This is a genomic window from Pyrococcus sp. ST04, from assembly GCF_000263735.1.
GTDB lineage: Archaea > Methanobacteriota_B > Thermococci > Thermococcales > Thermococcaceae > Pyrococcus.
Map to the genome: position 1 here is coordinate 901,497 of NC_017946.1, position 14,736 is coordinate 916,232.

Here is a 14,736-nt window from a genome sequence, read left to right on the forward strand (position 1 = left end):
CATCCTATCGAGGAGACAAAAATGAACATCAATACGAAGATGTTTACCGCATACACAATTATGTTCACTGGGGAGGTGGTGTGATTGAGGTATGTTAAGTTGCCTAAGGAGAACACCTATGAATTTTTGGAAAGGCTCAAGGAATGGGGAAAACTTTACGCTCCGGTAAAGATCTCGGACAACTTCTACGACTTCAGGGAAATAGATGATGTTAGAAAGGTTGAGTTTCACTACACCAGAACGATAATGCCCCCAAAAAAGTTTTTCTTTAAGCCCAGGGAGAAACTGTTCGAATTCGACCTCGAAAAAGTTGAGTATAATGAAGTTATTGAAGACGTTGAGCCATTCATACTTTTTGGCGTTCATGCCTGCGACATTTATGGGCTCAAGATACTTGATACCGTTTACCTAGATGAGCTTCCGGATAAGTACTATAAGGTTAGAAGGGAGAAGGGAATAATCATAGGAATAAGCTGTATGCCAGATGAATACTGCTTCTGCAACCTACGTGAGACTGATTTTGCAGATGATGGTTTTGATTTATTCCTTCATGAGCTTCCTGATGGCTGGTTGGTAAGGGTAGGAACTCCAATTGGGCATAGAATAGTTGACAAGAACATAAAGCTATTCGAGCAGGTGACTGACAGGGATATATGCGCTTTCAGGGAATTTGAGAAGAGGAGACATCAGGCATTCAAATATCACGAGGATTGGGGTAACTTGAGATACCTCCTGGAACTTGAAATGGAGCATCCCATGTGGGAGGAAGAGGCCGAAAAATGCCTTGCATGTGGGATATGTAACCTAACTTGTCCAACGTGCAGATGTTATGAAGTTCAAGACATCGTGAACCTCGATGGTGTCACTGGCTATAGGGAGAGACGGTGGGATTCTTGTCAGTTCAGAAGCCATGGTCTTGTTGCTGGAGGCCACAACTTCAGACCAACGAAGAAGTCGAGGTTTCTCAACAGGTATTTATGTAAGAACTCATACAACGAGAAACTAGGTCTCAGCTTCTGCGTTGGATGTGGAAGATGTACTGCATTCTGTCCAGCTGGTATAAGCTTTGTTAACAACCTCAGGAGGATTCTGGGATTAGAAGAAAGCAAGTGTCCTCCCTCAGTTAGTGAAGAGATTCCAAAGAGAGGCTTTGCTTATTCACCAAACATAAGGGGTGATGGTGTATGACCCTTCCGAAAGAGATTATGATGCCAAACGACAACCCCTATGCTCTCCACAGAGTTAAGGTTCTCAAAGTTTATGATTTAACCGAAAGAGAGAAGTTGTTCCTCTTTAGATTTGAAGATCCCAAGTTGGCAGAAACTTGGACATTTAAACCTGGACAGTTTGTTCAGTTAACAATCCCTGGAGTAGGAGAAGTTCCGATAAGCATATGTTCATCTCCAATGAGAAGAGGATTCTTTGAGCTTTGTATCAGGAGGGCCGGGAGGGTAACAACAGTTGTTCACAAGCTAAAGCCTGGAGACACAGTTCTCGTCAGAGGGCCCTATGGTAATGGCTTTCCTGTTGATGAATGGGAAGGCATGGATCTTTTGTTGATAGCTGCCGGACTTGGAACTGCCCCCTTGAGAAGCGTCTTCCTCTATGCAATGGACAACAGATGGAAATACGGGAACATAACGTTCATAAACACCGCGAGATACGGGAAGGATTTGCTATTTTACAAGGAGCTCGAGGCGATGAAAGATCTTGCAGAGGCAGAAAATGTCAAGATAATCCAGAGTGTAACGAGAGATCCAGACTGGCCAGGTCTCCATGGAAGACCCCAGCAGTTTATTGTTGAAGCAAATACTAATCCAAAGAAGACCGCAGTGGCAATTTGTGGTCCTCCGAGAATGTACAAGGCGGTATTCGAGGCGCTGATAAACTACGGATATAGGCCGGAGAACATCTACGTCACCCTAGAGAGAAGGATGAAGTGTGGAATTGGAAAGTGTGGTCATTGCAATGTTGGAACGAGCACGAGCTGGAAGTACATCTGTAAAGACGGCCCTGTGTTCACGTACTTTGACATAGTGTCAACTCCAGGATTGCTAGACTGAGGTGATGTAAGATGGAGAAAAAGAAGCTAAGGATAGGATTTTATGCTTTGACATCATGCTATGGTTGCCAGCTTCAACTTGCGATGATGGATAACTTACTTAAGCTACTCCCAAATGCTGAGATAGTTTGCTGGTTTATGCTCGACAGGGATAGTGTTGAGGATGAGCCCGTGGACATAGCTTTCATAGAGGGTAGTGTTTCTACGGAGGAGGAAGTTGAGCTCGTTAAGAGGATTAGGGAGAACGCAAGGATAGTGGTTGCAGTAGGTGCATGTGCGGTCCAAGGAGGTGTCCAAAGCTGGAGTGACAAACCTCTCGAGGATCTCTGGAAGACAGTTTATGGAGATGGAAAAGTTAAGTTCCAGCCCAAAAAAGCCGAACCTGTCTCGAAATATATTAAAGTTGACTACAACATTTATGGATGTCCTCCAGAAAAGAGAGACTTCTTATATGCCCTGGGAACATTTTTAATTGGCTCATGGCCAGAAGACATAGATTACCCAGTTTGTCTTGAGTGCAGACTTAAAGGGAACCCATGCATCCTTCTTGAAAAGGGAGAGCCCTGCCTTGGACCCGTAACAAGGGCGGGCTGTAATGCTAGGTGTCCTTCTTTTGGAATTGCTTGCATAGGTTGTAGAGGAGCTATAGGATACGATGTTGCGTGGTTCGATTCACTGGCTAGAGTCTTCAAAGAGAAAGGTCTGACAAAAGAGGAGATAATAGAGAGGTTGAAGATGTTCAACGGACATGATGAGAGGGTGGAAAAGATGGTTGAAAAAATATTCGCAGGTGGTGGAGAATGAAGAACCTTTACCTTCCAATTACAGTCGATCATATAGCCAGGGTGGAAGGGAAGGGAGGAGTTGAGATAATAGTTGGAGAGGATGGGGTTAAGGAAGTTAAGCTTAACATAATAGAGGGCCCCAGATTCTTTGAAGCAATTACTATTGGCAAGAAACTTGATGAAGCCTTGGCAATTTATCCAAGGATATGCTCCTTCTGCTCTGCGGCCCATAAGCTTACTGCCGTTGAGGCTGCTGAGAAGGCCGTGGGCTTCGTCCCTAGAGAAGAAATCCAAAAGCTGAGAGAGGTTCTTTATATAGGGGACATGATAGAGAGTCATGCTCTTCATCTTTACCTACTCGTACTTCCGGATTATCTTGGATATTCGAGTCCTCTTAAGATGGTTGATGAGTACAAGAGAGAAATCGAAATTGCTCTAAAGCTAAAGAACGTTGGTTCATGGATTATGGATGTTCTAGGTGCCAGGGCAATTCATCAAGAAAACGTTGTGTTGGGTGGATTTGGAAAGTTGCCTTCTAAAGAAGTCCTGGAAAAAATGAAAAAGGAGCTTAAGGAGATAATTCCCTTGGCAGAATATACGTTTGAGTTATTCGCAAAGCTTGAGCAATATAGAGAGGTAGAAGGTGAAATAACCCATCTAGCTGTAAAGCCGAGGGACGACTCTTATGGGATCTATGGAGACTACATAAGGGCTAGTGATGGGAATGAGTTTCCAAGCGAGGAGTACAAGAAACATATTAGAGAGTTTGTAGTTGAACATAGCTTCGCAAAGCACTCCCACTATCATGGGAAACCTTTCATGGTGGGAGCGATTTCTAGGGTAGTTAACAATGCAGACCTCTTGTATGGAAAGGCCAGGGAACTCTACCACTCACATAGGGATCTCCTAAGGTCAACAAATCCCTTTGCAAATAACCTTGCACAAGCTCTTGAGCTCGTATACTTCACCGAAAGAGCAATCGATCTTATAGATGAAGTTCTAGCAAAATGGCCAGTTAAAGAGAAGGACGAAGTAGATGTTAGGGACGGTTTTGGCGTTTCAACAACCGAAGCTCCGAGAGGAATTCTTGTATACGCCCTAGAAGTTAAGGAGGGAAGGGTTAGCTATGCTGACATAATAACACCGACAGCCTTCAACCTAGCAATGATGGAGGAGCACGTTAGGATGATGGCGGAAAAGCACTATAATGATGACCCAGAAAAGCTTAAGCTTCTTGCTGAAATGGTCATTAGAGCGTATGATCCCTGTATATCATGTTCAGTTCATGTTGTCAGGTTCTAGAAACATTTTTATCTTCTTCCTTTTATCCTTCATCTATGACAGCAAGGGGAGATTTAATTAGAATTCTCGGGGAAATTGAAGAGAAAGTCAATGAACTGAAAATGGAGGGCTTTGATCCAGACGTAGTGCTGTTTGGAAGAGATGCCTACAACTTTTTCTCTCGGATTCTTAAGCAGGAAACTAATGAAGAAGGACCAATAACTGAGGTTTCTGGATTAAAAATTGACGTAGTTTCATACCTGGGAGGTGATGCAGTCGTTATTGATTCTAAAATGCTTGGGTTAGCTCCTGGAGCTGCTAAGAGAATAAGAGTCATTAGATGATGGTGCGGGGGCGGGGATTTGAACCCCGGAACCCCTACGGGACGGGACCCTGAATCCCGCGCCTTTGGCCAGGCTCGGCAACCCCCGCTTTGCCAAATATCATCCACATACTCAGGCTTATAAACTTTAAGCTTAGAAAATGTTTTTAAAAGTAAGTTTTCCACTTAATTTATTGGAGGTGGCTTTCTGTGAAGCCTTATCTGCACAGATTTATGAAAGATTTCCTGTTGGGAGACACCCCTGAAGAAGTTTCTGAACTAGTTCTCTCTACATTAACAGAATTTTCCGTTGATCTAAGGAACTTTTTCCCAATGGAAGAGTATGAAGTCAGGGTAATTCCCTTGGAATCTTGGAACGATGTCAAAGGGGAGAGGATTATAGTCTTACCTTACAGCGAGCTTACGAAAGATGGAAGCTTATATTTTCATAGAGCTGATTTGATAGATGCTATGGAAAATCCAGATCTTGGAAAGATAAAGCTAATACTTTGGGAGATGCTTGTTCTAAAAGCTGGATATATGTTGTATAAAAACTACAAGCAAGTCAAAGACCTTGAATTCAAGAATGATATTGCGATTTTAAGTTCCGTACTAACTTCGGCAACATTAATAGGTCTTGATGATGTGAAGACAGTAACTTCGGTACTAGATGCCAAGTTGGAGGTTATTAAAAATGATCTAGAGGCCGTTGAATCAATAATTGGGATCATGGAGCTGTTAAACTTCCAGGAGCAGCAACAGGCGTATGAGGAGGCCAAGGTTAAGGTCACTAGGGCTGGAGCTCAGTTTATCGATGCAGCTATAATCAACTGGATAGTTCTGCAATCCTTATCATTAGCCCCAATAGCCGATCCAAGGGAGGAAGTTAGAAGGCTGATTAGAGGAAGTTTGCTGACTGGAGATCTGAATAAAAAGGTTGAAGATATATTAAACGGAATTTGGGCATTTTACGATATCCTTAGACTCATGGGTAAGGAGAAGACGATAGAGCTTGTGGAGATTAGGGATAAAATTATGGAATTCAGGAAGAGGCTTGGACTTGACTACCCTCCAACTGCCCAAGACTTCTCTGAAAAGATGAGTGTAGGCTAGATGTCCTTCAGTGTTCTAAATTCGGTAGTTGTCTTTCCTTCTTTTTCCAGTTCTTTTCTAACTATTTTAACTGCCTGAACCATGTTAGCCATTTTTTGGTATGCTATCTTTCTGTCTAGGAGCTTTAATCCACAGTCAGGGTTTATGTAAACCCATTCTGGTTCTAGGTAGTTAAATATCTTCTTTATTGCCCTGACTATTTCGCTAACGCTCTCTACCCTTGGATTGTGAACATCTACAACTCCATATCCAAGTTCTTTTCCAGACAGCTTTTTAACAAAATCCATGTCTCTAAACTGCCTGTTTGCAAATTCTAAGGCGAACTGTGTGACCCTTATATCATCAAAGTAGTCAGCAAGAAGGTAGTAATTTGAGTAGCACACGTGAAGGCCAACTTTTATCTTGATTCCTTTAACTGCCCTGTTTATTGCATCTACTGCCAGTGGAACCTCATTTGGATGATTTAACATTGCAGGTTCATCGAGCTGTATGAACTTTGCCCCATTGTCTTCTAGTGTCTTCAGCTCTTTGTTTATTATCTTTGCAAGATCCATGACGAAGCTCTCTTTATCTGGATAATATTCGTTAAAGCTCCACTCCGCTATCGTATAAGGTCCAGTAATTGGAACTTTTATAATTTCTCTACTAGTATTCTCCTTGGCCCATAAAAACTCCTCAAGAACGAGGGGTTCTTTATATTCAAGCTTGTCAACGGCAGCTGCTTTGTTAAAGTACGCGTTTCCCCAGACCCTTACGGGTCCGTAGAATCTAAAGCCCTTTATTTTCGAGGTAAAGTGTTCAGTCATTTCTGTTCTCCACATTTCTCCTTCCCAGGGTATGTCAATTCCTGCCCTCTCATGTTCTCTGAGAACGGCAACGCTTGCATCCTTAACGGCTTCTATAAAGTCTTCTTCTGGTATTTTTCCAAGCTCTCTGAGCCTATACATTCTTAACAGCCATCTAGGCTTGGGATAACTGCCTATAACGCTAGTGGGGAGAATTGGAAGCTCCATTTCACTCACCTCCAAGTCTGCCAAGAAGCTTTAACTTTCTCCAAGCAACACTTTCAGGGAGAAAGTCTAACAGCGTATTTGGGGTTACATAAACATGGTCAAATTTGGCGAGGTATTTTCTCAGCTTGTCCTTCAACCTGTCTGTCCTTTCCATTTTGGTTTCCCTAGCGTCGATGATTCCTAATCCTATCTCTCCAGAGTACTCTCCTGGTACCTCTCCATCTATGACGTCAACGTTGAGTATAACATCCTTAGGAAGAATTTGCGGGGTTCCAAAGTATGTAACGACCCAGAGCTTCTTCACCTTTGCTAGCTCTTCTATGACTTTCTTTGCAACTTCCTTATCTACGTGCTCTTCTACTTCCCTCGTTGCTTTTGAGAGCTCTGCAGCCAAGGCAGGTTCCTGAAGCTCGACAATTTTGACATCAAGCTCTTTTATTAGTTCTTTTAGAACATCTTTATAGGCCTCTGTCAGATCGTTTAGGCTCTTATAGTGCTCGTTTATTGAGTGATAGGCCAAAGTTACCGGTCCGGGAAGGACAGCTTTAAGAGTTGACTCAGGATAAACTTTTTCTCTTATATCCTGGGCTATCTTTATCCATTCGGGGATTGGGTTTTCCCTCAGGGCGAGATCCCCTTTAACTACTGGGGATCGGTAGAAGAAGTTGTTTTCATAGAACTTGAAGAGACCGTTTATCTCAATTCCCTCAATGAACCTTATGAATGGGTTGAATATGTCATCCCATCTGTAGAGGCCGTCAGTTATTATCTTGATTTTCGCTTTCTTTAGGTTTTCAAATGCTCTTCTGGTGTATTCTCTGTAGGCCTCCTCAAGTTTTTCTTCACTTAGTCTACCTATCGAATACTGTTCAATCTTCTTTGCCAGACCAATTGGTCTAGGTAAGCTTCCAATAAGGGCTGGGACTATCATAAAATCACCTCCTTCAAGATTTCAATAGCTTCCTCGAGTAGAGAATCCCAATTAGAGTCGTTAAATACAATCAAATTTACACCTCCAAGTTCCAATGAGGATATTTCCTGAATTATCTCTTCGAATGTATTACCAGTTTCTATCCCCATTTTCTTTAGAGTCCCTTCTAGTTCCTTGGTCATTGGATAAAGAATAGACACAACAACTGGAACTTCCCTTGTAGAAAACTTTTTGGCTTCCTCCATTATCTTTGGAATTCTATTTACTGCTTTAATGCTTGCCACAACTTGGGTAAAGACTAAGTCGACTCCAGCAATTATTTTTCTTGCTAATCTTTTTCCTTCAACTTTTTCCGGATAATTCGGATTCATAGTTCCTGCAATGAAGGGTCTCTCGTCAATGGATATTCTTTCTCCTGTGGGAAGAATCCCTGAGAACATGAGTCGTGCCATCTTGATCATGTTGGCTGAATCTAGATCAAAGACTGGCTTACTTTGGATCATGAATCCTGGCCAATCTCCAGTTGTTATCAAGACGCCTTCAAATCCAAATTCTATGGCGGTTCTGAACTCTGAAGCTATAGCAACGGCATTTCTATCTTTGGCTGTTAAGTGCGGCATTACACTGAAACCTCTGATCTTTAACCACGTGGCGAGGGCCGTGGGAGAGATGTGAGGATATCCAAGTGGATTATCGGGAACAGTATATATGTCTCCGACTTCTTTGAACTCTCTAATACCTTTCTCAAAAACCCTTAGAGGAAATTCAACAGCCAAGGCTTTGCCTTTTTCCAGATTGCTGATGAATTTGCTTCTCCTTATTTTAACATCTCCCTCATATTTTCTCTCCATTTCTATGATTATTGGGTGTTCTACTAAGAGAGGAGCTCCATCAAGGAGCTCGAACCTTTCCATAACTGAAAACCAAGGACATCTTCTACCATCAACCTCGCATATTCCATTTAATGCTCCTCCACATGGACCGTTCAGCAGATCTTTTGGACATCCTGGGACTCTCATTTTACCACCTCCAAGGCATGATCCAGATCTTCAATAAGCTCTTCTAAAGGCTCCAACCCAACAGATAGTCTTATTAATCCCTTAGTTATCCCTAAAAGTTTTCTTTGGCTATCATCCATGTTTTTTGCGGCACTCTTGACTGGATACGTTGCTATACTTTCGACACCACCAAGAGAGGGGGAGGGGAAGATTTTCTTGAGGGCTCTTAAGAAGGCGAGAGCGTTAGCCTCATTTCCAATGTCAAACGCTACAACGCCTCCGTAAAGGTTTCTTGCAAAGAGCTTCTTTGCGATTTTATGGTATGGGTCATCTTTCAGGCCAGGATAGTGAACCTCTCTAACTTTTGGATGCTCCCTAAGAAACTCGGCAATTGCTAGAGCGCTTTTACTCTGCCTTTCAAATCTAACTTCCAGCGTTCTCATTCCTCTTTCAATCATCCAGGCATCAAAAGGCTGAATTATTGTTCCGAGTCTTCTCCTCCAGTCCCAAAGCTCTTGATTGAATTCTCCATTCCACAAGACTGCTCCTCCAACAACATCGTTGTGGCCGGCAATGTACTTCGTAAGACTGTGCACCACAAATCTTGCTCCATCTTCAAGGGGCTTATAGAGGATTGGAGTAACGAACGTATTATCCACTATGAGTGTCGCTCCAACTTCGTTACACCTTTTTGCCACCTCTGGAATGTCGATGACTTTTAGTGTGGGGTTCGTCATTGTTTCCACTAAGACTAGTTTGGTTCTCTCTGTTACGGCCTCGCATATCTTTTCAGCGTTTGGATAGGCTAGCCTGACTTTTATTCCAAACTTGTCAAGAAGCCTCGCGAGTTCTATTGTGGTTCCATATCCTTCCATTGATAGAACTACTTCATCTCCGGATTTAAGTAGGGTAAAATATAATGTAGCAATTGCTCCCATTCCGCTGTTAAAGGCGAGGGCATTATCAGCATTTTCAAGCTTGGCTAGTTTTTCTTCTAGATATTTTGCAGTTGGATTCTCCTCTCTTGAATATTTTAGCTCAGTCCCCCTCTCGGTCAGATAAGCGTCACCCACTTGTTTAAACACGGCTGTGATGTAGAGGGGAGAGTGAAGGGGTTTCATTTATGCCACCTTAGCTAACTCGACATACCCTTTTATATCTTTTTCGACATAATTTTTGTCACAAAAAATAACTACTGGGAATAATACCTTGAAATGTAAGGGAAAATGCTTTATAACCACTTCAAAATTTCCAAGATATCATGGAGCTGTTTTACAGAGTAACACTTCATGAAATAGTTGCAGATGCTCTAATGTTGGTTGAAGAGAAGGAACTCTCATCCAAACATGCCCTCGAGAGGATATTTAGAAAAGTTGAGGGAAGCGATAAGGAAAAGGCTAGGGGAATAGCCCATGCATACGTCTTTGAAATTGAAAAGTGGAGAGCAAAAATTGACTTCATAATAAACTCCGTACTGAAGGGATCCAATATTGAAGATCTTGACCTTTACTTAGCAAATCTTCTCAGAATTGGAACGTTTGAAATGAAGTTCAAAGGAGTTAACCCGGCTATAGCGACTGATTCTGTGGTGAGAGTTGTAAAAGATAAATTTGACCTAGCAAGAGCAAAGTTTGCAAATGCAGTTCTTAGGGAAGTTGAGAGGTTTAATGTTGAAAAAGCCTTGAGGAAGTTAAAGGAAAAAGATAGAATAGAGTGGCTTTCAGTAAGGTTCTCTCATCCAAGATGGTATGTTGAGTACATTATAGATGTTTTGGGTTATGACGAGGCAGTAAGGCTTCTCTTAAGCAACCTCAGGCCTCAGAGGTACTACATTAGAGTTAACACCCTCAAGACAGATATTGACAAAGTGAAGAAATACCTAGAAGAGCATGGAGTTCGAGTTGCATTAACTCCTGTTGATGATGTTCTCAAGGTGCTTGAGTACGATACTCCAATAACTAGGTTGGAATGGTATAGGAAAGGTTATTTTGTCATTCAAGACTTGGCCTCAGCCTACGTTGCCCATGTTCTCTCACCCGAGCCTGGGGATAGGGTACTCGATCTTGCAGCAGCTCCTGGAAGTAAAACCTTTCATGCGGCTGCTTTAATGGAGAACAAGGGAGAAATTGTAGCGGTGGATTACTCATATGACAGGTTGATGAAAATGAAGGAGAGGATGAAAAGGCTTGGCGTAAAGAATGTGAGGCTTGTCCACGCTGACGGTCAGAGTTTTTTTGATAAGGAGAAGTTTGATAAAATAATCTTGGATGCACCGTGTTCGTCATCAGGAACTTATAGGCAGTTTCCCGAGGTCAAGTGGAGATTCGATGAAAAGAAGATAAGAAGAGTTATCAACGTCCAAAGAAACATGCTTCTAAATGCAATGAGGAACCTTAGAGAAGGAGGGGAGATGACGTATTCGACATGTTCGGTAAGAATCGATGAAAACGAAGAGAACGTCTTATTTGGGATAGCAAAGGGCCTTAAACTTGCTAGATATGACTTTTCGTGGGGGGACAGAGGATTTTTGGAGATAGGGGATAAGGTGTTCAGAACATGGACTCATAGACACGACTGTAACAGTTTCTTTATAGCCAAGCTACAGATTTAAAGGTAGCAACGACAATTAAACCATTGGGGGAGTTGGAATTGAAGATCATCCCACTTGCATCGGAGAGCCTTGGTGTTAGAAGCTTAGCTGTTTTTGTTAAAATAGGGAAGTCTGGAATATTAATAGATCCAGGAGCTGCATTGGGTCCAAAGAGATACTCTCTTCCACCTGCGGATATTGAAATGAAAGCACTGAGGCTTGCAAGGGAGAAAATACAAGAGTACTCCAAGAAAGCTGAGATAATAACAATTTCCCACTATCATTACGATCACCATACTCCCTTCTTTGAGGGGATATATGAAAGCTCCTCACCAGAAATTGCGAAGGAACTTTATTCTGGAAAGATTCTTTTGATAAAGCATCCGATGGAAAATATAAACCACAGCCAGAAGAAAAGAGCTCACGAGTTCTTAAGGCATGCAAAAAGAGTTGCTAAGGGGATTGAATTCGCCGATTCAAAGTTGTTTGACTTTGGAAAATTCACAGTGGAATTTTCACCACCCGTTCCACATGGAAGGGAAGGTTCAAAGCTTGGCTTTGTGATAATGGTTTTAATCGACGATGGAAAGAAGAGCATTCTTCATGCAAGCGATACTCAGCTTATAAATGATAAGGCGGTTGAGTGGATAATAGAAAAGAATCCCGATGTTTTAATAGCTGGAGGACCCCCAACTTACCTCTCCTACAGGGTCGGAAATGTAAGGGAGATAGGGCTTAAGAACATAAACAGAATAATCTCCGAAACAAATGCTACTCTGATAATAGATCATCATATAGTTAGGGATAAGAGTTATCCTCAATTCTTTGAGCAGCTTGATAAAACTCCTCTTACATTCGCCGAATTTTTAGGAAAAGAATCTGCACCCTTGGAGGCATACAGAAAGGAGCTTCACAAAATTGAGAGGGGAGAAAATGTTGAAGTGCCAGGAGGAATTAAAAAGTTCCTAGGTGATGTAGGATGATTGAGATTTTTAAAGGGCTTGAGAGTGAGATTGTTAACACGCATGAAATCCCACCAAGGAAAGGAGAGTATGAAGAGTTCGAATTTAAGCACAGGGAAGTTAATGAGCTTGTTAAAAGGTTAGGCTTTAGACTTTACTCTCACCAAGTCGAGGCACTCAAAAAGCTATACTCTGGGAAGAATGTTGTTGTTTCAACTCCAACGGCGAGTGGAAAGAGCGAGATATTCCGGCTTTTCATATTTGACCAGTTTCTCGAGGATCCAACTTCAACTTTCCTCTTGGTATATCCAACTCGTGCATTGATAAACAATCAGATTGAGAAATTTGAAAGAGAGAATGAAATATTTGGAGAGATCACCGGGAAGAAGATCAAGGCAAGCATTCTTACTGGGGACATTGAGTGGAATGAGAGGAAGAAAATACTTCGAGAAAAGCCGAATGTTCTCTTCACAACGCCTGATATGTTACATCACAACATCCTCCCCAAGTGGGTTGACTACAGGTGGCTTTTGAAAGGTTTGAAGCTTCTTGTTGTTGATGAAATCCACATATATAGGGGAGTTTTTGGAACAAATGTTGCATTCCTTCTGAGGAGGTTATTCTTCAGACTTAAAAGGCTTGGAACTGCTCCAAGGATCCTCGCTCTCTCTGCAACTCTAAGGAATCCAAAAGAGTTTGCAGAAGAGCTTTTTGGTGTAGAATTTGAGGAAGTTAAGAAACCGGGTAATCCGAGTCCAAGAAGGCTAATAATAATGTTTGAACCAAGGAGATTTACTGGAGAACAATTAATTAAGCAGGTCGTTGAGAAACTAGTTAAGAATAATGTTAAGACACTTGTCTTCTTTGATTCCAGACGGGGAACGGAGAGAATCATGAGGATGTTCCTGACATCTGAAATATTTGATAAAATAACAACGTACAAGGGAACTTTGACCAAAGAGGAAAGATGGATAATTGAGAGGGACTTTAGGGATGGAAACTTGAGCGTTCTATTGACTACAAATGCGCTAGAACTTGGGATTGATGTTGGTGACCTTGACGCGGTGATTAACTATGGCATTCCCTCGGATGGATTATTTTCCCTGATACAGAGGTTTGGGAGAGCGGGGAGAAATCCTGAGAGAACTGCTATAAATGCGATAATATTGAGGAAAAATGGTCTCGACTATTACTACAAGGAGCACTTTGAGGAACTCGTTGAAGGTATTGAAAAGGGTCTTGTTGAAAAAATCCCCGTTAATCTTAACAATGAAAGGATAGGAAAAAAGCATATCCTTTACCTAGTGTCTGAACTAGGAGCCGTTGAGATGGATGAACTTCCAGACTACTGGAAAACTCATGTTCAGGCTCTTAAAGAGGAGGGAAGCATAGAGATTTATGAGAATCCAATAACTGGGAAGATTGAACTAAGAATAAGAAAGCCGGTTGTGTACTCATCAATAAGGACAACGAGTGATGAAAGTTACTTCCTTGTTCTAGATGAGCCATGGATTAGGGGAGGATTGCTAAAGAAAGAGGGAGGGGAGTTACTTAGGTTCATAAACTATCTAAAGAAAGAGAGGAAGATAATTGAGGAAGTTGATGAGCTCGAATTCCATAGGAGCCTGCTTCCGGGAATGGTTTATCCATCAAGAGGAAAGCTTTACATGGCCACAGATAAGCTTAGGAAAGATAAGTTCCACTTTGTCTTCGCAAGGGAGATTCCGATGTACGAGGACATTGATACCAGCGTAAGCAAGACTGAGCATATAGAAGTTCTGAATGTGTACAAGGAGAAAAATGTTGGTCCCATAAAAGTTTTCATGGGCAGGCTTAGGGTCAGGCATGAGTACTCAGGGTACGCGGTTAAGGGGAAGGATGTGGACAGGCATGTGGAGAGGTTAGAAAGGCTGAAGGAGGAAGGAATTTTAAGAGGTGAGATAGACTACAGGATTACATACTTTGAAGATTGGTGGAAATTTGCGAGGGTTGACTTCCACGAACCATATTTTAGGGAATTTGAAACCGAAGGAATTTGGCTTGTATTCCCTAGGGAAATAGACTCCATTGCCGATGAGGAGTTTGCCCACTTCTTTAAGATAGCTGCTGAAGTGAATCCAGAGCTTGCCAGCTTCTTATACAGCAGGATAAGCAGAAAGAGTCTCTTCCCAACGCTCTTAGGAGCAACAACCCATTATATAAGAAGTGTCATAACGAAGTATTCACGTGACGCTGGGATTAATGATCCAGAATTTTCGTTTGCGGTTAAGAAGATGATAGACAGCAAAGATGGGATTGGTTCGGGATTACATGCGATAGAGCACAATCTAATAAAGCTCGCTCCCGTTGTTACTCATGTTGATTCCAGGGAGCTTGGTGGCTACAGCTATGATAACTACAAAGGTCTACCTGTGATTTTCATATATGATGGAAACGAGGGAGGTTCTGGAATAATAAGGCCAGTATTTGAAAACATTGAAAAGTTGATGCAGAGAAGCCATGAACACATAATGAAGTGTCCCTGCAGAGATGGATGCCCAGCATGCATATACTCCCCCAAGTGCGGAACGTTTAACGAGTTTCTAGACAAGTGGATGGCAATCAAAATATGGGAGAGAACTCTGAATCAAAAGGTTTAAATACCTGAAAACTTTTAGTTAATTTTGGTAAAGAAAAAAT

13 protein-coding genes and 1 tRNA gene are annotated in these 14,736 nt (G+C 42.0%); 9 read left to right on the forward strand and 5 right to left on the reverse strand.

Annotated elements, in window-relative coordinates:
* The first annotated feature begins 84 nt into the window (after nucleotides 1-84).
* The 5 genes from hydB to PY04_RS04670 are packed head-to-tail and all read left to right on the forward strand — an operon-like array spanning nucleotide 85 to nucleotide 4,472.
* Nucleotides 85-1,188: an NADPH-dependent hydrogenase/sulfhydrogenase 1 subunit beta gene (gene hydB, locus PY04_RS04650; protein ID WP_014734002.1), complete on the forward strand. Its 1,104-nt coding sequence runs from the start codon at nucleotides 85-87 to the stop codon at nucleotides 1,186-1,188.
* Nucleotides 1,185-2,063 (forward strand): NADPH-dependent hydrogenase/sulfhydrogenase 1 subunit gamma, encoded by an 879-nt coding sequence (gene hydG, locus PY04_RS04655; protein WP_014734003.1) that lies wholly within the window; start codon nucleotides 1,185-1,187, stop codon nucleotides 2,061-2,063. Before hydB ends, hydG begins: the two co-directional genes overlap by 4 nt.
* Before the next feature lie 11 nt (nucleotides 2,064-2,074).
* The gene (gene hydD / locus PY04_RS04660; protein ID WP_014734004.1) at nucleotides 2,075-2,866 is read left to right on the forward strand and encodes an NADPH-dependent hydrogenase/sulfhydrogenase 1 subunit delta; all 792 of its coding nucleotides are present in this window, start codon (nucleotides 2,075-2,077) and stop codon (nucleotides 2,864-2,866) included.
* Nucleotides 2,863-4,149 (forward strand): NADPH-dependent hydrogenase/sulfhydrogenase 1 subunit alpha, encoded by a 1,287-nt coding sequence (gene hydA, locus PY04_RS04665; protein WP_014734005.1) that lies wholly within the window; start codon nucleotides 2,863-2,865, stop codon nucleotides 4,147-4,149. Before hydD ends, hydA begins: the two co-directional genes overlap by 4 nt.
* Nucleotides 4,150-4,184: 35 nt before the next feature.
* A complete protein-coding gene (locus PY04_RS04670; RefSeq protein WP_014734006.1) occupies nucleotides 4,185-4,472 on the forward strand; it encodes a family 4A encapsulin nanocompartment shell protein in 288 nt (95 codons plus the stop codon).
* Here PY04_RS04670 and PY04_RS04675 read toward each other — a convergent pair.
* Nucleotides 4,473-4,560 (reverse strand) — tRNA-Leu (locus tag PY04_RS04675).
* Between the two features lie 100 nt (nucleotides 4,561-4,660).
* Here PY04_RS04675 and PY04_RS04680 point away from each other — a divergent pair.
* A complete protein-coding gene (locus tag PY04_RS04680) occupies nucleotides 4,661-5,563 on the forward strand; it encodes a hypothetical protein (protein ID WP_148266010.1) in 903 nt (300 codons plus the stop codon).
* Here PY04_RS04680 and PY04_RS04685 read toward each other — a convergent pair.
* Genes PY04_RS04685 through PY04_RS04700 form a run of 4 tightly spaced genes read right to left on the reverse strand, consistent with a single transcriptional unit; the run spans nucleotide 5,560 to nucleotide 9,626 of the window.
* Nucleotides 5,560-6,576, reverse strand: a complete 1,017-nt coding sequence (locus tag PY04_RS04685) for a methionine synthase (RefSeq protein WP_014734008.1) — start codon at nucleotides 6,574-6,576, stop codon at nucleotides 5,560-5,562. The two genes, PY04_RS04680 and PY04_RS04685, sit on opposite strands and share 4 nt — an antisense overlap.
* Nucleotide 6,577: 1 nt before the next feature.
* Nucleotides 6,578-7,507, reverse strand: a complete 930-nt coding sequence (locus PY04_RS04690; protein ID WP_014734009.1) for a 5-methyltetrahydropteroyltriglutamate--homocysteine methyltransferase — start codon at nucleotides 7,505-7,507, stop codon at nucleotides 6,578-6,580.
* A complete protein-coding gene (locus PY04_RS04695) occupies nucleotides 7,504-8,526 on the reverse strand; it encodes a methylenetetrahydrofolate reductase C-terminal domain-containing protein (RefSeq protein ID WP_014734010.1) in 1,023 nt (340 codons plus the stop codon). Before PY04_RS04695 ends, PY04_RS04690 begins: the two co-directional genes overlap by 4 nt.
* Entirely contained in the window at nucleotides 8,523-9,626 is a 1,104-nt protein-coding gene (locus PY04_RS04700) for a cystathionine gamma-synthase family protein (protein WP_014734011.1), read from the reverse strand. Before PY04_RS04700 ends, PY04_RS04695 begins: the two co-directional genes overlap by 4 nt.
* Before the next feature lie 140 nt (nucleotides 9,627-9,766).
* Here PY04_RS04700 and PY04_RS04705 point away from each other — a divergent pair, with 140 nt between their 5' ends.
* The 3 genes from PY04_RS04705 to PY04_RS04715 are packed head-to-tail and all read left to right on the forward strand — an operon-like array spanning nucleotide 9,767 to nucleotide 14,696.
* The gene (locus tag PY04_RS04705) at nucleotides 9,767-11,116 is read left to right on the forward strand and encodes an RsmB/NOP family class I SAM-dependent RNA methyltransferase (RefSeq protein ID WP_048056000.1); all 1,350 of its coding nucleotides are present in this window, start codon (nucleotides 9,767-9,769) and stop codon (nucleotides 11,114-11,116) included.
* A gap of 38 nt (nucleotides 11,117-11,154) precedes the next feature.
* Nucleotides 11,155-12,078, forward strand: a complete 924-nt coding sequence (locus PY04_RS04710) for a hypothetical protein (protein ID WP_048056001.1) — start codon at nucleotides 11,155-11,157, stop codon at nucleotides 12,076-12,078.
* Entirely contained in the window at nucleotides 12,075-14,696 is a 2,622-nt protein-coding gene (locus tag PY04_RS04715; RefSeq protein ID WP_014734014.1) for a DEAD/DEAH box helicase, read from the forward strand. The genes PY04_RS04710 and PY04_RS04715 overlap by 4 nt, the downstream gene beginning before the upstream one ends.
* Nucleotides 14,697-14,736: the final 40 nt, after the last annotated feature.